Source organism: Paludibacillus litoralis (assembly GCF_037646705.1).
Lineage (GTDB): Bacteria > Pseudomonadota > Alphaproteobacteria > Rhodobacterales > Rhodobacteraceae > Pikeienuella > Pikeienuella litoralis.
Genome location: NZ_JBBHER010000002.1, coordinates 79,399 through 94,478 on the forward strand (window position 1 = coordinate 79,399; position 15,080 = coordinate 94,478).

The 15,080-nt window shown below is 67.7% G+C and carries 14 protein-coding genes and 1 tRNA gene; 7 read left to right on the plus strand and 8 right to left on the minus strand.

Going from position 1 to position 15,080, the window contains the following annotated elements; all coding sequences use genetic code 11:
* Positions 1 to 45 precede the first annotated feature (45 nt).
* The 3 genes from WG921_RS01475 to WG921_RS01485 all read left to right on the plus strand — a co-directional run bounded on the left by WG921_RS01475 (position 46) and on the right by WG921_RS01485 (position 2,724).
* Complete coding sequence (locus tag WG921_RS01475) at positions 46 to 513, plus strand: phasin family protein (protein ID WP_340107411.1); 468 nt, start codon at positions 46 to 48, stop codon at positions 511 to 513.
* Positions 514 to 774: 261 nt separating this feature from the next.
* Positions 775 to 2,016 carry an MFS transporter gene (locus WG921_RS01480; RefSeq protein WP_340107413.1) on the plus strand — a complete coding sequence of 414 codons (1,242 nt, stop codon included), beginning with the start codon at positions 775 to 777 and terminating at the stop codon, positions 2,014 to 2,016.
* Between the two features lie 390 nt (positions 2,017 to 2,406).
* On the plus strand, positions 2,407 to 2,724 hold the full coding sequence (locus WG921_RS01485; protein WP_340107414.1) for a DUF1127 domain-containing protein: 318 nt from the start codon (positions 2,407 to 2,409) through the stop codon (positions 2,722 to 2,724).
* Between the two features lie 294 nt (positions 2,725 to 3,018).
* On the opposite strand, the gene WG921_RS01490 is transcribed toward WG921_RS01485, so the two are convergent.
* On the minus strand, positions 3,019 to 3,816 hold the full coding sequence (locus tag WG921_RS01490; RefSeq protein WP_340107416.1) for a phytanoyl-CoA dioxygenase family protein: 798 nt from the start codon (positions 3,814 to 3,816) through the stop codon (positions 3,019 to 3,021).
* 83 nt (positions 3,817 to 3,899) lie between these two features.
* Here WG921_RS01490 and WG921_RS01495 point away from each other — a divergent pair, with 83 nt between their 5' ends.
* Complete coding sequence (locus WG921_RS01495; protein WP_340107417.1) at positions 3,900 to 4,799, plus strand: LysR family transcriptional regulator; 900 nt, start codon at positions 3,900 to 3,902, stop codon at positions 4,797 to 4,799.
* On the opposite strand, the gene rpoH is transcribed toward WG921_RS01495, so the two are convergent.
* Together rpoH and WG921_RS01505 are read right to left on the minus strand one after the other, a co-directional pair.
* Positions 4,792 to 5,694 carry an RNA polymerase sigma factor RpoH gene (gene rpoH, locus WG921_RS01500; protein ID WP_340107419.1) on the minus strand — a complete coding sequence of 301 codons (903 nt, stop codon included), beginning with the start codon at positions 5,692 to 5,694 and terminating at the stop codon, positions 4,792 to 4,794. The genes WG921_RS01495 and rpoH overlap by 8 nt on opposite strands.
* 85 nt (positions 5,695 to 5,779) lie before the next feature.
* Complete coding sequence (locus tag WG921_RS01505) at positions 5,780 to 6,763, minus strand: RluA family pseudouridine synthase (protein ID WP_340107998.1); 984 nt, start codon at positions 6,761 to 6,763, stop codon at positions 5,780 to 5,782.
* A gap of 112 nt (positions 6,764 to 6,875) precedes the next feature.
* Here WG921_RS01505 and WG921_RS01510 point away from each other — a divergent pair, with 112 nt between their 5' ends.
* Positions 6,876 to 7,139 carry a DUF6476 family protein gene (locus WG921_RS01510; RefSeq protein ID WP_340107421.1) on the plus strand — a complete coding sequence of 88 codons (264 nt, stop codon included), beginning with the start codon at positions 6,876 to 6,878 and terminating at the stop codon, positions 7,137 to 7,139.
* A 99-nt stretch (positions 7,140 to 7,238) separates the two neighbouring features.
* Positions 7,239 to 7,313: transfer RNA gene (locus tag WG921_RS01515), tRNA-Glu, on the plus strand.
* Between the two features lie 135 nt (positions 7,314 to 7,448).
* Here WG921_RS01515 and WG921_RS01520 read toward each other — a convergent pair.
* Together WG921_RS01520 and WG921_RS01525 are read right to left on the minus strand one after the other, a co-directional pair.
* Complete coding sequence (locus WG921_RS01520; protein WP_340107422.1) at positions 7,449 to 8,750, minus strand: UDP-glucose dehydrogenase family protein; 1,302 nt, start codon at positions 8,748 to 8,750, stop codon at positions 7,449 to 7,451.
* Positions 8,751 to 8,972: 222 nt separating this feature from the next.
* On the minus strand, positions 8,973 to 10,385 hold the full coding sequence (locus WG921_RS01525; RefSeq protein WP_340107423.1) for an amidase: 1,413 nt from the start codon (positions 10,383 to 10,385) through the stop codon (positions 8,973 to 8,975).
* Positions 10,386 to 10,707: 322 nt separating this feature from the next.
* On the opposite strand from WG921_RS01525, the gene arsC reads away from it, so the two are divergent.
* Entirely contained in the window at positions 10,708 to 11,130 is a 423-nt protein-coding gene (gene arsC, locus WG921_RS01530; protein ID WP_340107424.1) for an arsenate reductase (glutaredoxin), read from the plus strand.
* 120 nt (positions 11,131 to 11,250) lie between these two features.
* On the opposite strand, the gene pstA is transcribed toward arsC, so the two are convergent.
* From pstA to WG921_RS01545, 3 genes are read right to left on the minus strand one after another with little or no spacing between them, the layout of a single operon-like run.
* Positions 11,251 to 12,579, minus strand: coding sequence for a phosphate ABC transporter permease PstA (pstA, locus tag WG921_RS01535; RefSeq protein ID WP_340107426.1), 1,329 nt, complete (start codon positions 12,577 to 12,579; stop codon positions 11,251 to 11,253).
* Positions 12,576 to 13,802, minus strand: a complete 1,227-nt coding sequence (pstC, locus tag WG921_RS01540; RefSeq protein WP_340107428.1) for a phosphate ABC transporter permease subunit PstC — start codon at positions 13,800 to 13,802, stop codon at positions 12,576 to 12,578. Before pstC ends, pstA begins: the two co-directional genes overlap by 4 nt.
* Before the next feature lie 59 nt (positions 13,803 to 13,861).
* The gene (locus WG921_RS01545; RefSeq protein WP_340107430.1) at positions 13,862 to 14,899 is read right to left on the minus strand and encodes a substrate-binding domain-containing protein; all 1,038 of its coding nucleotides are present in this window, start codon (positions 14,897 to 14,899) and stop codon (positions 13,862 to 13,864) included.
* Positions 14,900 to 15,080: the final 181 nt, after the last annotated feature.

Genomic DNA, 15,080 nt, shown 5'->3' on the forward strand with positions numbered 1-15,080 from the left:
ACGGGGCGGGCCCCATGGCTTCCAGCAAGAATGGAGTATTTTGAGATGACCACGACCACGAAAAAGACCAGCACCCGTAAATCCGCCAAATCCGCCGCCGAATTCGACGCCGGCAAGGTCGCCGACGCCGCGCGCGCTCAGGTTCAGCGCGCCGCCGCCGCCGCGAAGACGCACGCCGACGACGTCTATGAAGGCGCCGCGAAGTTCAATTCCAGCCTCGAGACGACGATGAGCCGGATCCTCACCGGCTATGTCGGCGTTCTCGGCGAAGTCACCGAAGCGACCCGCGCCAACTTCGTCACCGCGATGGACGCGGTCGAGAAGATCGCGCAGGCGAAGGACCTCACCGAGGCGGCGCGGATTCAGGCCGATTTCGTCCGCGAAAACGCGACGGCGAATTTTGACCGCGTCCGCAATGTCGCCAGCGCGACGCGCGATGTGATGACCGAAGGCGCCGAGGCGCTCCGCGAGGGCGCGGCCGGCATGTGGCCGCTCGGCCGGAAGGCCGCCTGAGCCGACACGCGCCCGAAGACGGGACAACGCGACTGCGAGCGGCTCGCCCTTCGGGGCGGGCCGTTTTTGTTTGCGCGCCATGCGCTTGCCATTTCATCGGGAAGATGAGACCCCGGATATGAAGCTGGGGAGAGCCGCAATGACCAACACCGCGATTGCGACGACAGACGGCCGCGGCGTCGGCTGCGCGTCGGCTGGCGCGAACGCTCCCGGCCCCGTGTGGGCGCGGTCCCGCGTCGCCCGCAGGTCCAGATGGGGGGCGTGATCGCGCCATCGCGCGGCGGCTGGATCGGGCTCGTCGCGGTCATCACCTCGATCCAGGCGGCGCTGGCGCTGATGACGCGGGTGTTGCCGCTCTTCGGCCTGCCGCTGACGTTGGCGGCGGGCGTCCCGCCCGAGTCGGTCGGCCAGCTCGCCGCGGCGACCAGCTTCGGAAGCATGGTGTTTTTCCTCTGGGGCCCGTCGCTTCTGAGCGGGTTTTCGGCGATGCGCCAGTTACAGGCGGGAAGCGTCCTGACCGGGCTCGCGGTCCTCCTTTGCCTGCACGAAAGCTGGAGCTTCATGCTCCTTTCCGCGTTTCTGATCGGCGTCGGATACGGCCCCTCCACCCCGGCGGGGAGCGACATCATGATGCGGGCGGCGCCGCCCCGGCGCCGGGCGTTCGCCTTTTCGATCAAGCAGGCCGGGGTCCCGCTCGGCGGTCTTGTGGCGGGGTTGATCCTGCCGTCGGTCGCGGTCTGGGGCGGGGTGGAGGCGGCGCTCTGGCTTTCGGCGCTCATGGCGATTGGCGCGGCGTTTCTCCTCGGGCGCTGGCGCGGCGAGATGGAGGGCGCGGACGGGCCCGGCGGCCTGCGGCGCCCCCTCGATTTCGGGGCGCTCCTGGGCGCGCCGCTCAGGATGGCGCGGATCATGCTCGCCTCGCCGCAGCTGCGCGCGGTCACCATCGCGGGGTTCGGCCTCGGCGTGGCGCAAGGGGTGCTGATGGGGTATTTTCCCGTCTTCCTCAGCGATCATGTCGGCTGGTCGCTGGCCGCGGTCGGCGTCGCCTTCGCGCTTTTGCAGGGGATGGGGGTCGGCGGGCGCGTTTTCATGGGCTGGCTGAGCGACCGGATCGCGGCGCCGGGCCGGGCGACGCTCTGGCTCTGTTTCATTTCCGCCGGGACGATGGCGCTCCTTGCGACCCTCGGGCCGGAGAGCTCGGCGCTCTGGGTCGGGGCGGTCTCCGGGCTGGCGGGGCTCACCGTGATTTCATGGAATGGGGTCTTTCTTTCGGATCTCGCCAGCGCCGCGCCGGAAGGGCGGGTCGGCGAGATCACATCGGCGGGCACCTTCGTGATCTTTTTCGGCTATGTCGTCAGCCCGCTGGCGATCCAGGGCGTGTTCAGCGCCACCGGGGGTTACGCCGCAGGCTTTCTGGTCACGGCGGCGGCGCCCCTGATCGCGGCGGCGGCGCTTCTGGCGCGGCCCGGCGGCGGGGCGGCGACGCGGGGCGGGCGGGAGTGACCGGCGAAATCGGGCGGGCGCGCACGGGCGATTTTCGGGCTCCGGAGCGCGCTTTCGCGGCCTTCAGGCCGAAATGTCGCAGGCGCCGGCGGTCAGGTTGAAACCCTCAATTGACATGCTCATATGAAGGTCATGACACGGATTAGCCTTCATATGAGGGTCCTGCTGGTCGCAGGATCGCTGCTGAACCGCAGGTGACCCGGAGCGCCGGCGGCGCTTGTCGCGCCAGCGCTCCGGGGACGATCTAGCGTCATACACCCCATCACAACGAACAGCTGAACGGGCGGATGCGTGCGCGCCGCCGGTCCGATCTCTGGATTTCCGCGGCCCCGCCCCAAGCGGCGCTTTCGTTCCGTTCCAGCGTCAGTCACCTCTGAAATGGAGAATCATATGTCGAACTATCTCACGAAACACATGCTCGATCCGGTCTCCTTCCGGAACGCGGCGGATAACGGGGCCGTCCGGCGCGGCGCCGGCGCTCTTCGCCGTTGGCTGAGCGCGACCGTGCAGCGGTGGCGGCGGCGGAAGACGATTCAGGCGCTTGAAAGCCTGGACGACCGGATGCTCGCCGATATCGGGATCCACCGGGACGACATTCCGCATGTCGCGGCCGCGCTCGAGACGCGCCGGCCGCGCCTGTCCCCGGCGCCGGCGGAGTCCGATCGCGCGCCGGAGCCGGACCGGAACGCGCTTCGGGAGGCCGCCTGAGCGCCCTTCGCTCACGCACGCGCGACCGCCGGCGAGTTGATCGCAGGGAGCCGGCGCGACGACGCCCGCCGCGGGTCCGAACGAGACGCCCTGACGGCCCTCTCGACGGGGCCGGAGCCCGCCGCGCCGGCGCCGAGCATGGCCTGCATCGCCCGCTGGGAGGATGATGGCGGCAGAGCGCGCGGCGCGCCTCCAGCGTAAGACGCCGCCGTCCCTTGTCCCCGGAAGCGGACAAGGGGCGGCCTGGGCGACGTCAACGGCTCGGGGGGGAGCGTCCGGGCCGCGCCCGCCGGATCAGCGGCTGTGGATCACCGGGAACCAGTCTTCGCGCAGGCGGTCGCCCGGTTTCATGTCATGGCCCGGGAACGGCGGCGACGTTCTGCCCGGCCGCTCGACATAGCGGGCGTCGTCGCCGACCAGCCGGAGCGAGAACGCCCGGCGGCGGGCGGCGGCTTGATTGCCGCGCGCGCCGTGAAGAGTCCGGAAATCGAAGCCGACCGCATCGCCCGGCTCCATCTCGAATTCGACGACGCGCATGCCTTCCGCATCCGGATCCGGGACCGGCATGTATGCGCTGGCGTCCGGATAGAAATTCTCTTCCGAAAGCCAACGCGTCGGCAGCACCTGCTTTTCCCAGCGGTGGGAGCCGGCGACGCAGCGGAGCGACGCCTCCTTCACCGGGTCCATCGGCGACCAGAAGCTGATCGTCTGCGTCCCCTCGACGAAGTAGTAGGGCGAATCCTGATGCCAGGGCGTGGGTTTCGCGGTCCCCGGCTCCTTCACCAGCACATGGTCGTGGAACACCTGAACCTCCCAGGAGCGCATCAGATCCGCCGCGACCTCGCCCGCAGGCGAGTTGCGGATCGCCTGTTCGAAGTGCGCGATGCGCGTCCAGTTGCAGTAATCGTCGAAAAAGCGGCCCTTTTCGCCGGATTTCAGGTTCTCCGCCGCGTATTGGCTCGGCTCGGCCATATTGACCTCGATGCCGGCGCGGATCGTCTCCACCTGGTCGCGGAACAGGCCCTTGATCAGGACGACGCCGTCGCGCTGAAAGGTTTCGATGTCGTCTTCGGTGATGAGCGGGTTGGTCATGCGGGCCTCCTGAGCGTTGCGCGCATGTTGGCGGCGGCCGAATGTAGTTTCAAATAATAGATATCTAAGTAATATATAGGCTGATGCTATACATCACGCTCAGACAGCTCGAATATGTCGTGGCGATCGCGCGCGCGGGGAGCCTCTCGGAGGCGGCGTTGACGCTGAACGTCTCTCAGCCCTCGCTTTCCGTCGCGCTGGCGCAGGTGGAGGAACGGCTCGGCGCGAAGCTGTTCCTGCGCCGCAAGGGCATGGCCATCGCGCTCGCCCCGCAGGCGTCGGCCTTTCTCGCGGGGGCGGAGGACGTGCTGCGCCGGGCCGCGCGGCTGGAGGACCCGGCGGCCTTCGCGGCGATTCGCATCGAGCGCATCGCCATCGGCTGTTTCGCCGATCTGGCGCCGAAATTCCTCGCCCCGGTCATGCGGGCGGTGCGGGCCGCGGCGCCGGATCTGGAGATCCGGCCGATGGTGGCGGATTTCGAGACGCTGGCCGATGAGATGCTGCGCGGGCGGCTGGATTTCTCGATCACATACGATCTCGGGCTCGACGGCAGCTTCGAGCGCCGGCCGCTCGGCGCGGCCACGGCGCATGCGTTCATCGCCGCGGATGACCCGTTCGCTGGCGCGCGCTCGTTGCGGCTGGCGGATCTGGCGGAGCGGCCGCTGATCCTGTTCAGCGAGGGCCTGTCGATCCACCACATGCTCGGGCTGTTTCGCGCCGAAAAGCTCCGGCCCCGCGTCGCGCATCGGGTGGCGTCGCTTGAGGTGATGCGAAGCCTGGCGGCGAACGGGGAAGGGGTCGGGGTCGGCTACACCGCGCCGCCCTCGAGCGTGAGCTATGACGGCGCGCCGGTTCTCGCGGTTCCGATCATCGATCCGCGCGCGACGGAGCCGATCATCCTCGCCCGCTCGCGGCTGGTCACGCCGTCGCAGGCCGTGCGCGCGGCGATCTCGGCGGTGGAGGGCGGCGGCGCGTTCAGTTGACGGGCCGCAACAGCCCTTTCTCCGCCGCGAGCTCCCGCATCCGGCGCTGCAGCTTTTCGAAGGCGCGCACCTCGATCTGGCGGATCCGCTCCCGGCTGACGCCATATTCGAGGGAAAGCGTCTCCAGCGTCGGCGGGTCGTCCTTCAGGCGCCGCTCGGTCAGGATGTGGCGCTCCCGCTCGTTGAGCGTGGACATCGCTTCGATCAGGACGTCGCGCCGGCCGCTCAGCTCGTCTTGCTCGGCGTAATTCTTGGCCTGATCCGCATCGTCGTCGGTCAGCCAGTCCTGCCACTCCGCGGAGCCTTCGCCGTCCGCCCCGCCAAGGGGGGCGTTGAGCGAAGCGTCTCCCCCGCCGCCCATCCGGCGGTTCATGGAGATGACTTCCGCCTCGGTCACGTTCAGCTGCGTCGCGATCTTTTCCACATTGTCGGGATGAAGATCGCCTTCCTCGAGCGCGCCAATCCGGTTTTTCGCCTTCCGCAGGTTGAAGAACAGCTTCTTCTGCCCCGCGGTGGTGCCCATCTTCACGAGGCTCCACGACCGCAGGATGTATTCCTGGATCGAGGCGCGAATCCACCACATCGCATAGGTCGCGAGGCGGAAGCCCCGTTCGGGATCGAACCGTTTCACCGCCTGCATCAAGCCGACATTCGCCTCCGAGACCACCTCGGAGATCGGCAGGCCGTAGCCGCGATAGCCCATGGCGATCTTGGCGGCGAGCCGGAGATGCGAGGTTACGAGCCGATGAGCCGATTCCTTGTCTCCATGATCGACCCAGGCCTTCGCCAGCATGTATTCCTCTTCCGGCTCCAGCATCGGAAACTTGCGAATCTCGGTGAGATAGCGGCTCAGGCCGGCTTCAGGGGTCGGTGCGGGAAGATTCGAATAGCTCATGTCACCTCCTTGTGCGACGACGCCGCAACCACTTACGTGGGATCCGAACGCAGCCGTTTCAAGATTTCTCGTCGGCCGCGATCGCTCATGTTTCGTCCATATATACGACAAGAGCGCGGAAGTCCGTCGGCGGTTCCGTGAAGAATTTCAGCATATTGTGAGTGACGGGGTGCCTGAACTCAAGGGTTGCGGCGTGAAGCGCCTGCCGCGGGAACGCGGCGGCGAGGGGGGGCAGGCCGGCGCGGGCGGATCTGCCATAGGTCTGATCGCCGATCAGCCCATGGCCGAGATGCGCCATGTGGACCCGGATCTGATGCGTCCGGCCCGTCTCCAGCCGGCAGCGGAGCAGCGCCGCGCCGTTCAGCTTGCGCTCGATCCGAAACCGGGTGACGGCGCGCCGGGCGGGGCCGCCCTTCGTCACCGCCATTTTCTTCCGGTCGGTCCTGTGGCGCCCGATCAGGGTCTCGATCCGGAGCCAGGGCCCGTCGACCGAGACGCCGGGCGTTCCCATCAGGCGCGGATCGGCGCGGTCCGGAACGCCGCGGACGAGGGCGAGGTATTCGCGGGTCAGGTCATGCGCGGCGAACAGCGCCGAAAGCCCGTGATGCGCGATATCGGTCTTGGCGACGACCAGAAGCCCGGACGTGTCCTTGTCGATCCGGTGCACGATGCCGGGGCGGCGGACGCCCCCGATGCCCGAAAGCGTCGCGCCGCAATGATGCAGGAGCGCGTTCACCAGCGTGCCGTTCCGGGAGCCGGGCGCCGGGTGGACGACCATCCCCGCCGGCTTGTCGACCACGATGAGATGCGCGTCCTCGAAGATCACGTCCAGCGGGATCGCCTCAGGCTGCGGGACCGGCGCCTCGGGCGCCGGGAGGGTCAGCTCATAGGTTCGCCCCGGCTTGACTTTGCCGGCGGGGTCCGTGACCGTCGCGCCGTCTTCCGCCACCGCGCCGTCGCGGATCAGCGCCGCGATCCGGGTGCGGCTGAGCCCCTCGGGCGCGAGCTCCGCCAGCGCGCGGTCCAACCGCCCGCCGCGGCTATCCTCCGGGACGGTGAGGCGGATCATGTCTTCGGAGGTGTCGTCAATCATGCCGTCGGTCAACCCCAGAGAGAGCGCCGAATCTCGGAATTGGGCCGAGCCGCCGCAGTTCCGAACTCTTCGGCGCATGGTCGTCATCATGATGGCGACGCTTGTCATCGGGGTCGTAACCATCGCGGCGACGCTTGTCATCCGGATATTGATGGAGCCGGAGCGCCCCGCCATCGCGCAGATCGACGCGGATCGGGTCGCGCTGCCTGTCGGCGAGGAGATCGTCGCCGTCGGCGCTGCGGCGGGCGGCCTCTCGATCGCGACTCGGGATCCGGCCGGTCAGGAACGGCTGCGGGTGTTCGACCCGAAGACCGGCGCCGCCATCGGCGAGACGCTGATCGAGCGGCGCTGAGCGACGGGTTTCGCGATTTTCATGGTGAAACGGGCGGCGACGGCGCGATCGCCCTTGACGCGGCGCAGTTCTTTTTCTAGATGAGCGGCTGCTGATTGCGTCCCGTTCGTCTAGCGGTCAGGACAACGCCCTCTCACGGCGTAAACAGGGGTTCGATTCCCCTACGGGATACCAACAACGGCCACTTGGGTGGCGGTGATCAAGGGGAAGTCGGCGCGAGCCGGCTTCCCCGCCCCTCTTATCTCCCCAGAATTTGTCGCGGGTCGGGCTGTTTGCGCCGCGCCTGTCCGGATCGCGCCAGCCCGCGGCTCAACGCCCGATCGAGCGATAGGTGAAGCCGGCGTCGGCCACTTCCTGCAGGCTATAGATGTTGCGCAAGTCGACCATTTTCGGCGACGTCATCACCGACGCCAGCCGAGCCAGGTCCAGCGCCCGGAACTCGTTCCATTCGGTAATGATGACAACCGCGTCGGCGCCCTTGGCCGCGTCGTAGGGGTTCGTCTCCCAGGTGACGCCGGGCAGCAGCGCCTCGCCTTCCTTGCGGCCCTGCGGATCGACCGCATGCACCCGCGCGCCCGCGCCCACCAGCGCCGGCACGATGGTCAGGGCCGGGCTGTCGCGCATGTCGTCGGTGTTGGGTTTGAAGGTCACGCCGAAGACCGCGATCTTTTTCCCGTTGGCCGAGAAATCGAGCATTTCAAGAATGCGCTCGGTCATCTGGCGCTTGCGCGCCTCGTTGATCTCGATCACCGCCTCGACAATGCGTTGCGGCGCCGAGTGTTTCTGACCGATTCTGGCCAGCGCGTTTGTGTCTTTCGGGAAGCACGATCCGCCATATCCCGGCCCGGCATGCAGGAATTTCGAGCCGATCCGCCCATCGCGGCCCATGCCGTCGGCCACAGCCTGAACATCGGCGCCGACCTTTTCGCAAAGATTGGCGATCTCGTTGATGAAGGTGATCTTCGTCGCCAGAAACGCGTTGGCGGCGTATTTGATCATCTCCGCGGTCTCCAGGCTGGTGTAGAGCACCGGCGCGTTTCGCAAAGACAGCGGGCGGTAGATCTGGGCCATCATGTCGCGGGCGCGGTTGCTCTCGACGCCGACGACGACACGGTCAGGGCGCATGAAATCCTCGATCGCGGCGCCCTCGCGCAGGAATTCGGGGTTCGAGGCGACGTCGAAATCGGCGTCCGGGTTGGTTTCGCGGATGATCCGCGCCACTTCGCGGTTGGCGCCCACAGGCACGGTCGATTTGGTCACCACCACGGTGTAGCCATCGAGGCTTTCGGCTATTTCCCTGGCGGCGGCGTAGACATAGCTCAGATCGGCATGGCCATCGCCGCGCCGGGTCGGCGTGCCGACGCCGATGAAAACCGCATCGGCGTCTTTCAGCGCGGTCGCCAGATCCAACGTGAATTCCAGACGTCCCGCCGCCACGTTGCGGCGCATCATCTCATCGAGGCCGGGCTCGTAAATCGGAACCTCGCCCTTTTCCAACGCTTCTATCTTGGCCGGGTTCTTGTCGACGCAGATCACGTCATGGCCGAAATCGGAAAAGCACACGCCTGAAACGAGCCCGACATAGCCCGTGCCGATCATCGCCAACTTCATGAATACTGTCCTGATCGATGCCTGCTACGCTCTGACTTGCCACAGCTTGGACCAGAACGCCAGATGCGCGGCGTTCATCACGGACCTCTGCGCCCGAAAGGCCCATGGGGGGCGAGCTGCGCCGTGGCGGGCGCTTCGACGCCGGGCGCGCCCAGAGACACGGTCGGACATAACGCTGGCCGGGGCCGCGCGGGCGCGCATTCGGATATGGAGGACGGGCGCCTAGACCGCCCGCGACAGCGTCGGCCATGGCGCCGCGATCTCCAGCGCCCGCGAGAGGCTGAGGAGGGTATCGTCCCGTCCGAATCGCCCGACGAGCTGAACCCCGACCGGGAGCCGATCCGGCGTCATGTGCATCGGCAGGCTGATCGCCGGCTGGCCGGTGGTGTTGAACGGCGCCACAAAGGGGGAGACGTCGAAAAGGGCCTTCAAAAACAGGTCGAGATCGCCCACGCTGGTGTCGAGCGCGCCAAGCGGGATCGGCGGCGACGCGATGGTCGGCGTGACGAGAATGTCGAACTCCTCCCAGAATGCCGAAAGGCGCCTCGCCTCGCGGTTCATCACCACCGTCCGCGCAAGATGCTCGGCGAGGGAGGTCTCTCTCGCGAAGGCGATGGCGGCGCGGGTCAGCGGCTCGAGGCCCGCGTCGTCCCCCGCTTCGTCGGCCGGAAACATCGCGGCGAGAGAGGCGATCAGGATCCGGATCATCGTGTCCGCGAGAAGCGGGGCGTCGAAGTTCGGGGCGGCTTCGCTCACCCGATGGCCCATCTCCGCCAGAAGCGCCGCCGTTTTCTCCACCGCGGCCACGCATTCGGGATGCGCGTCGCCGCCATCGAACGTGTGTGTGGTGAAGCCGATGCGGAGGCTCGAAGGCGGCCGCTCGATCAGGCTCTCGAACGAACTGGCGGGCTTTTGCGTGAAATAGGGCGCGCCCACATCCGGGCCGGCGGTGATGTCGAGCAGGACGGCGCAATCGCGGACCGAGCGGGTGAGGGCGTGCTCATGGCTGATCCCGTGGGAGGGGTCGCCCCGGTGCGGGCCGAAGGGATTGAGCCCGCGCGTCGGCTTCAGGCCGACGAGGCCGTTGCAGGAGGCGGGGATCCGGATCGAGCCGGCGCTGTCGGTCGCATGCGCCGCCGGGAGCATGCCCGCGGCGACAGCCGCGCCCGCGCCGCCGCTGGAGCCGCCGGCGCTCCGCTCCGGGCTCCACGGGTTGCGCGTCGGCCCCCAGAGCTCGGGCTCGGTCGAAATCGAAAGGCCGAATTCCGGCGAGTTCGTGCGCCCGAGAATCCCGAATCCGGCGGCGCGGATGCGCGCGAACATGGTGGAATCGAAATCGAACACCTGATCCTTGAAGCGTCGGCTGCCATTGGCGAGCGGCAAGCCCCGGACCGGCGCGTGCAGATCCTTGGCGAGATAGGGCATGCCGAGAAAACGCGGCGCCGCCTCGCGCGCGTCGAGCTCCGCCAGCGCCTCCTCGAAACACTGGACGACGACCGCGTTGACCTTCGGGTTGGCCGCTTCGATCTCGCGGATGGCGGTCAGCAACACCTCGCGCGGCGAAAGCGCGCCTGTCTCGACCAGCGCGGCGAGCCCGACAAGGTCCTGTTTCATCCATTCGTCGCGGGTCAGCATCGGGGCCTCGCAAGCAGTTGGCGGTATCTTGAGCGTCGAAGGATGGCGCGGGATGACGGCTCCCACAAGGCGCCATGCGCATCGCCGTCCGCCTCATGCGCGGCTTCCGGGCCGATCGAGGTTTGACCGGGGGTCGGTATATCTATATTCCATGGTTTATGGATATTAGAAGCGCGTCTCGGGCCTTGATCGCCCCCTCCACCGTCCTTGAGCGGGAGGCGGAGGCGCGGCCCGCCTGTTCGGGCTTGGCTCAGGCGCCCCTCTCGCTCGTCGCCTTCGCCGGCAGGACCAGGCGTTGGCGTTCACCTGAAGGAGACGCGTCGTGACCATCGTCATTCATCACAATCCGGCCTGCGGCACATCGCGCAACGTGCTGGCGATCATCGAAGCGTCGGGAGAGACGCCGGTGGTCATCCCCTATCTCGACACGGGCTGGACCCGCCCGCAGCTTCTGGCGCTGTTCGCCGCCGCCGGTCTCACCCCCCGCACGGCCCTTCGGACATCGAAATCGCCGGCGGAGGAGCTGGGGTTGCTTGATCCTTCCGTGAGCGACGAGACGCTGCTTGCGGCGATGCTGGAGCACCCTGTTCTGGTCAATCGCCCCATCGTCTGCTCGCCGAAGGGCGTCCGGCTCTGCCGCCCGAGCGAGGTCGTGCTGGATCTTCTCGACCGCCTGCCTCCCGGCCCGCTGGCGAAAGAGGATGGCGCGTTGCTGATCGACGCGGCGGGGAACCGCGTCGGCTGACGCCGCGATCCCCGAAGGCCGGCGCGCTCGCCCGGGCGGCGCGGATCGTCCGCCGCCGCCCGGGCGCGCAACCGGCGCCGCGTGATCCGGGTCAGCCCTGAGTCAGGATCCGATTCATCCTCACCAGCGCCGTTCGAATCGGCGGCGCAGCAGGATGGCCGCCGCGTTCATCAGCGCCAGGAACACCAGCAGCGCGATGATCGCCCCGGAGGCGCGTTCGCCGAATCCGGGGTCGGCCCGTTGGGTCCAGTTGAAGATCTGCACCGGCAACGCCGTCGCGGCCTCGCCGAACAGCCCCGCTTCATCGCTGTAGGGGGCCGGATACTCGCGCACAAACGCGACCATGCCGATCAACAGCAGCGGCGCGGTCTCTCCGAGAGCCTGCGCGAGGCCGATAATGGCGCCGGTCAGAATGCCGGGAGCGGCGAGCGGGAGGACATGGTGGAAGACCGCCTGCATCCTGGTGGCTCCGACCGCCAGCGCGGCGTCGCGGATCGAGGGCGGCGCCGCTTTCAGCGCCGCGCGGGTCGAGATGATGATCGTCGGCAGGGTCATCAGGCTCAGCACCAGCCCGCCGACCAGCGGCGAGGACTGCCGCAACCCGGCGAAATTGATGAAGATCGCCAGGCCGAGGATCCCGAAGACGATCGACGGCACGGCGGCCAGATTGCTGATATTCACCTCGATCAGGTCGGAAAAGCGGTTCCTTGGCGCGAATTCCTCCAGATAGATCGAGGTGGCGACGCCGATGGGCAGGGCCAGCGCCACCACCACCAGCATCATGTAGAGCGACCCGAGGATGGCGACGCCCAACCCGGCCGCTTCCGGGCGCTGGTCGCTGGCGTCGGGCGCCGTCAGGAACCGCCAGTTGAAGCGGGTCTCGATCACGCCGTGATCGGCAAGTTGCTGGGCGACACGCAGGACTTCTGGCGAGGTGTTGCCGTCCAGCGCGGCGCTCTCCAGCGTCACGCGGCCCTTGAAATATCCGTCGATCCGCCCTTCGGCCAGGACGTCCATGGCGACCGCGCCGCCGATCAGCTCGGGATTCGCCAGCACATGATCGCGCAGGGTCGCCGCCGCCTCCTTGCTGATGATCCCGCCGACGTCCTTTTTGGACAGCGGGTTGGCGATCCCCAGCCGCTCTATCGTGGCCAGCAGCGCGTCCCGCAGCAGCGGCGCGTAGCCAAATGTCGAGACCTTCGCCATGACGGCGGGATCGCGCAGCCCGGACTTGTCCAGTCTGGCCTCGGGCAACGCGATCTCCAGGGTGATGTAGGTCTGGCGAAATGAATTGATTCCGCTGGAGACGACCGAGGTCAGCAGCATCACGAGGGCCAGCGCCGCGATCGCGATCGCCCCGAGCCCGCAGGCGCGAAAGCGCGCTTCGGCGGCGTTGCGGCGTCGGATGCGGGCGTCCCGCTCCAGACGGGACTTCGGCGGGACGGTCATTCGTAATGCTCCCGGTATTTGCGGACGATCGCCAGCGCCAGCACGTTCAGGCAGAGCGTGATCGCGAAAAGCGTCAGCCCGAGCGCGAAGGCGACCAGCGTTTCGGGGCTGACAAAATCGGTGTCGCCGGTCAGTTGGCTGACGATCTTGACGGTGATGGTGGTCATGGCCTCGAACGGGTTCAACGACAGCCGGGCGGCGGCCCCGGCCCCCAGAACGACGATCATCGTCTCGCCGATGGCGCGGCTGGTCGCCAGCAGCAGAGCCCCGACGATGCCGGGCAGGGCGGCGGGGATGACCACCTGGCGGATGGTCTCCGACCGGGTCGCGCCCAGCGCGTAGGATCCGTCTCTCATCGCCTGGGGCACCGCATTGATGATGTCGTCCGACAGCGAGGAGACGAATGGGATCAGCATGACGCCCATGACCAGGCCGGCGGTCATGACCGACGAGGCGCCGTCGCCCAGTCCCAGCGGTTGCGCGAAATAGTCGCGCAAGACCGGGCCGACGGTGATCAGGGCGAAGAGCCCGTAAACGATCGTCGGAATTCCGGCGAGTATCTCAATCAGCGGCTTGGCGACGCCGCGCATCCGCGGTCCGGCGTATTCGGACAGGTAGATCGCGGCGAACAGGCCCACCGGCGCCGCGAACGCCAGCGCGATGAAACTGACATAGAGAGTGCCCCACAGCAGCGGCAGGACGCCGAGAGCGCTGTCGCCGCGAAAGTTCGGGGCCCAGTCGGTGGAGAAGAAGAAATCGCGCCAGTCATACTGATGAAAGAAACGCGCCGCTTCGAACAGCATCGACCACACGATGCCCACGGTGGTCAGGATCGCGATGGTGGAGGCGGCGACCAGCAGCAGCCTGATCCAGACTTCGGACGCCGCCCGCGCGCGAAAGCCGGTCGAGGAGCGCAGGATCGCGCCGAGGCAGCCGATCGCGGCGACGGCCAGCACCATCCAGAACACGGACCGGGCGGAGAGGATTTCAACGCCCTGCCGGTGTCCGATCAGCCCGAGAAGGGACAGCGCCGCGAAGCTGGCGGCCGCGGGGACGAGAACGCTGAGAGCGGCGTTCGCTCCATGCGCCCGGGGCAGGGCCGCCAGGGCGCGGATGTCGCCGCCCGCGGCGACGCGCGCGCGCGTTCTGGCGCCGAAAAGCCCGAGTACGGCGAGGCCGATCACCAGCGCTGGCAATGAGAAGACGGCGTTCAAGATCCACATCTGAGCGGCTCTCCCGTTGGCGATCGCGGGGCCGGATCGCGCCGGCCCCGCGATCTGTCTCACATGCCGCCCAACAGGGTGTGGTTCGCGACCGCGTTCTGGGCCGCGGTCAGCTGCGGGTCGGAGACCAGGCCGTATTCGGCCAGAGGCCCGTCCGGCCCGGCGATCTCGTCGCTGACGAAAAACGCGGCGTACTCCCGCAGCCCCGGAACATCGTCCAGATGGGCCGCCTTGATGTAGAAATACAGCGGCCGCGACACCGGGTAATCGCCGGTGGAGATGCTTTCAGTGGTCGGGACGACGCCGGACATGGTCGCAACCCGCAGTCTGGCGGTGTTGTTCTCATAGAAGGAAAGGCCGAACACGCCGATGCCGTTGGCGTCCGCCTCGATGCGGGCCAGCGTCTCCGTGTAGTCGCCGTCGATATCGACGGACACGCCATCGGCGCGCACCTTCATGCAGGCGGCTTCAGCGGCGTCTTCGTCGCCCCCGTTGATCTTCATGATCGCGTCCATCGCGCCTGCTTCCTTGCAGCCTTCGAGCAGCACCTTCTCCTCGAACACCTCCCGGGTGCCGTGCTTGGTGCCGGGGATGAACGCGCGGATCGGCTGATCGGGCAGCCGGGCGTTCACCTCGCTCCAGGCGGCGCTGGCGTTGGCGACCATGGCCCCGTCGCGGGGCGTCTCGGCGGCCAGCGCCAGGTACCAGTCGGCGGGCGTAAAGGCGAAGCCGTCGCGGTTGATGTCGCTGGCGAAGACGATTCCGTCATAGCCGATGCGCACCTCGATGATGTCGGTCACGCCGTTTTCGGCGCAGGCTTCGATCTCGGAGGGTTTGATGGCGCGGCTGGCGTTCGCGATATCGATCGTGTTCTCCCCGACGCCCTCACAGAAGCGCTTGAGCCCGGCGGAAGATCCTCCCGATTCGACCACCGGGGTCGGGAAGTCGAAATTCTCGCCGAAGGCTTCGGCGACGATGGCCGCATAGGGAAGCACGGTGGACGACCCTGCGATCTGCACGGTGTCGCGGGCGGCGGCGCCCGTGGCGGAGACGACTGCAAGGACCAGCGTGGACGCTGTGAGCTTTGCAAGTGGCATGGTGACTCCTGTCAGGTTCGGTTCGCTGACCACCTCCATGGTGATCCCGAGGCCTGTCTCGTCGCCATACGCTACGCTTTCGTGACAGTTGCGTTACAGTTTTACGACACCGCCCCGCGCAAGGCCGGCGGATCTCCGCCTCCCGCCGGCGCCGGCCGCCGAACAAAGACCGCATCCACAT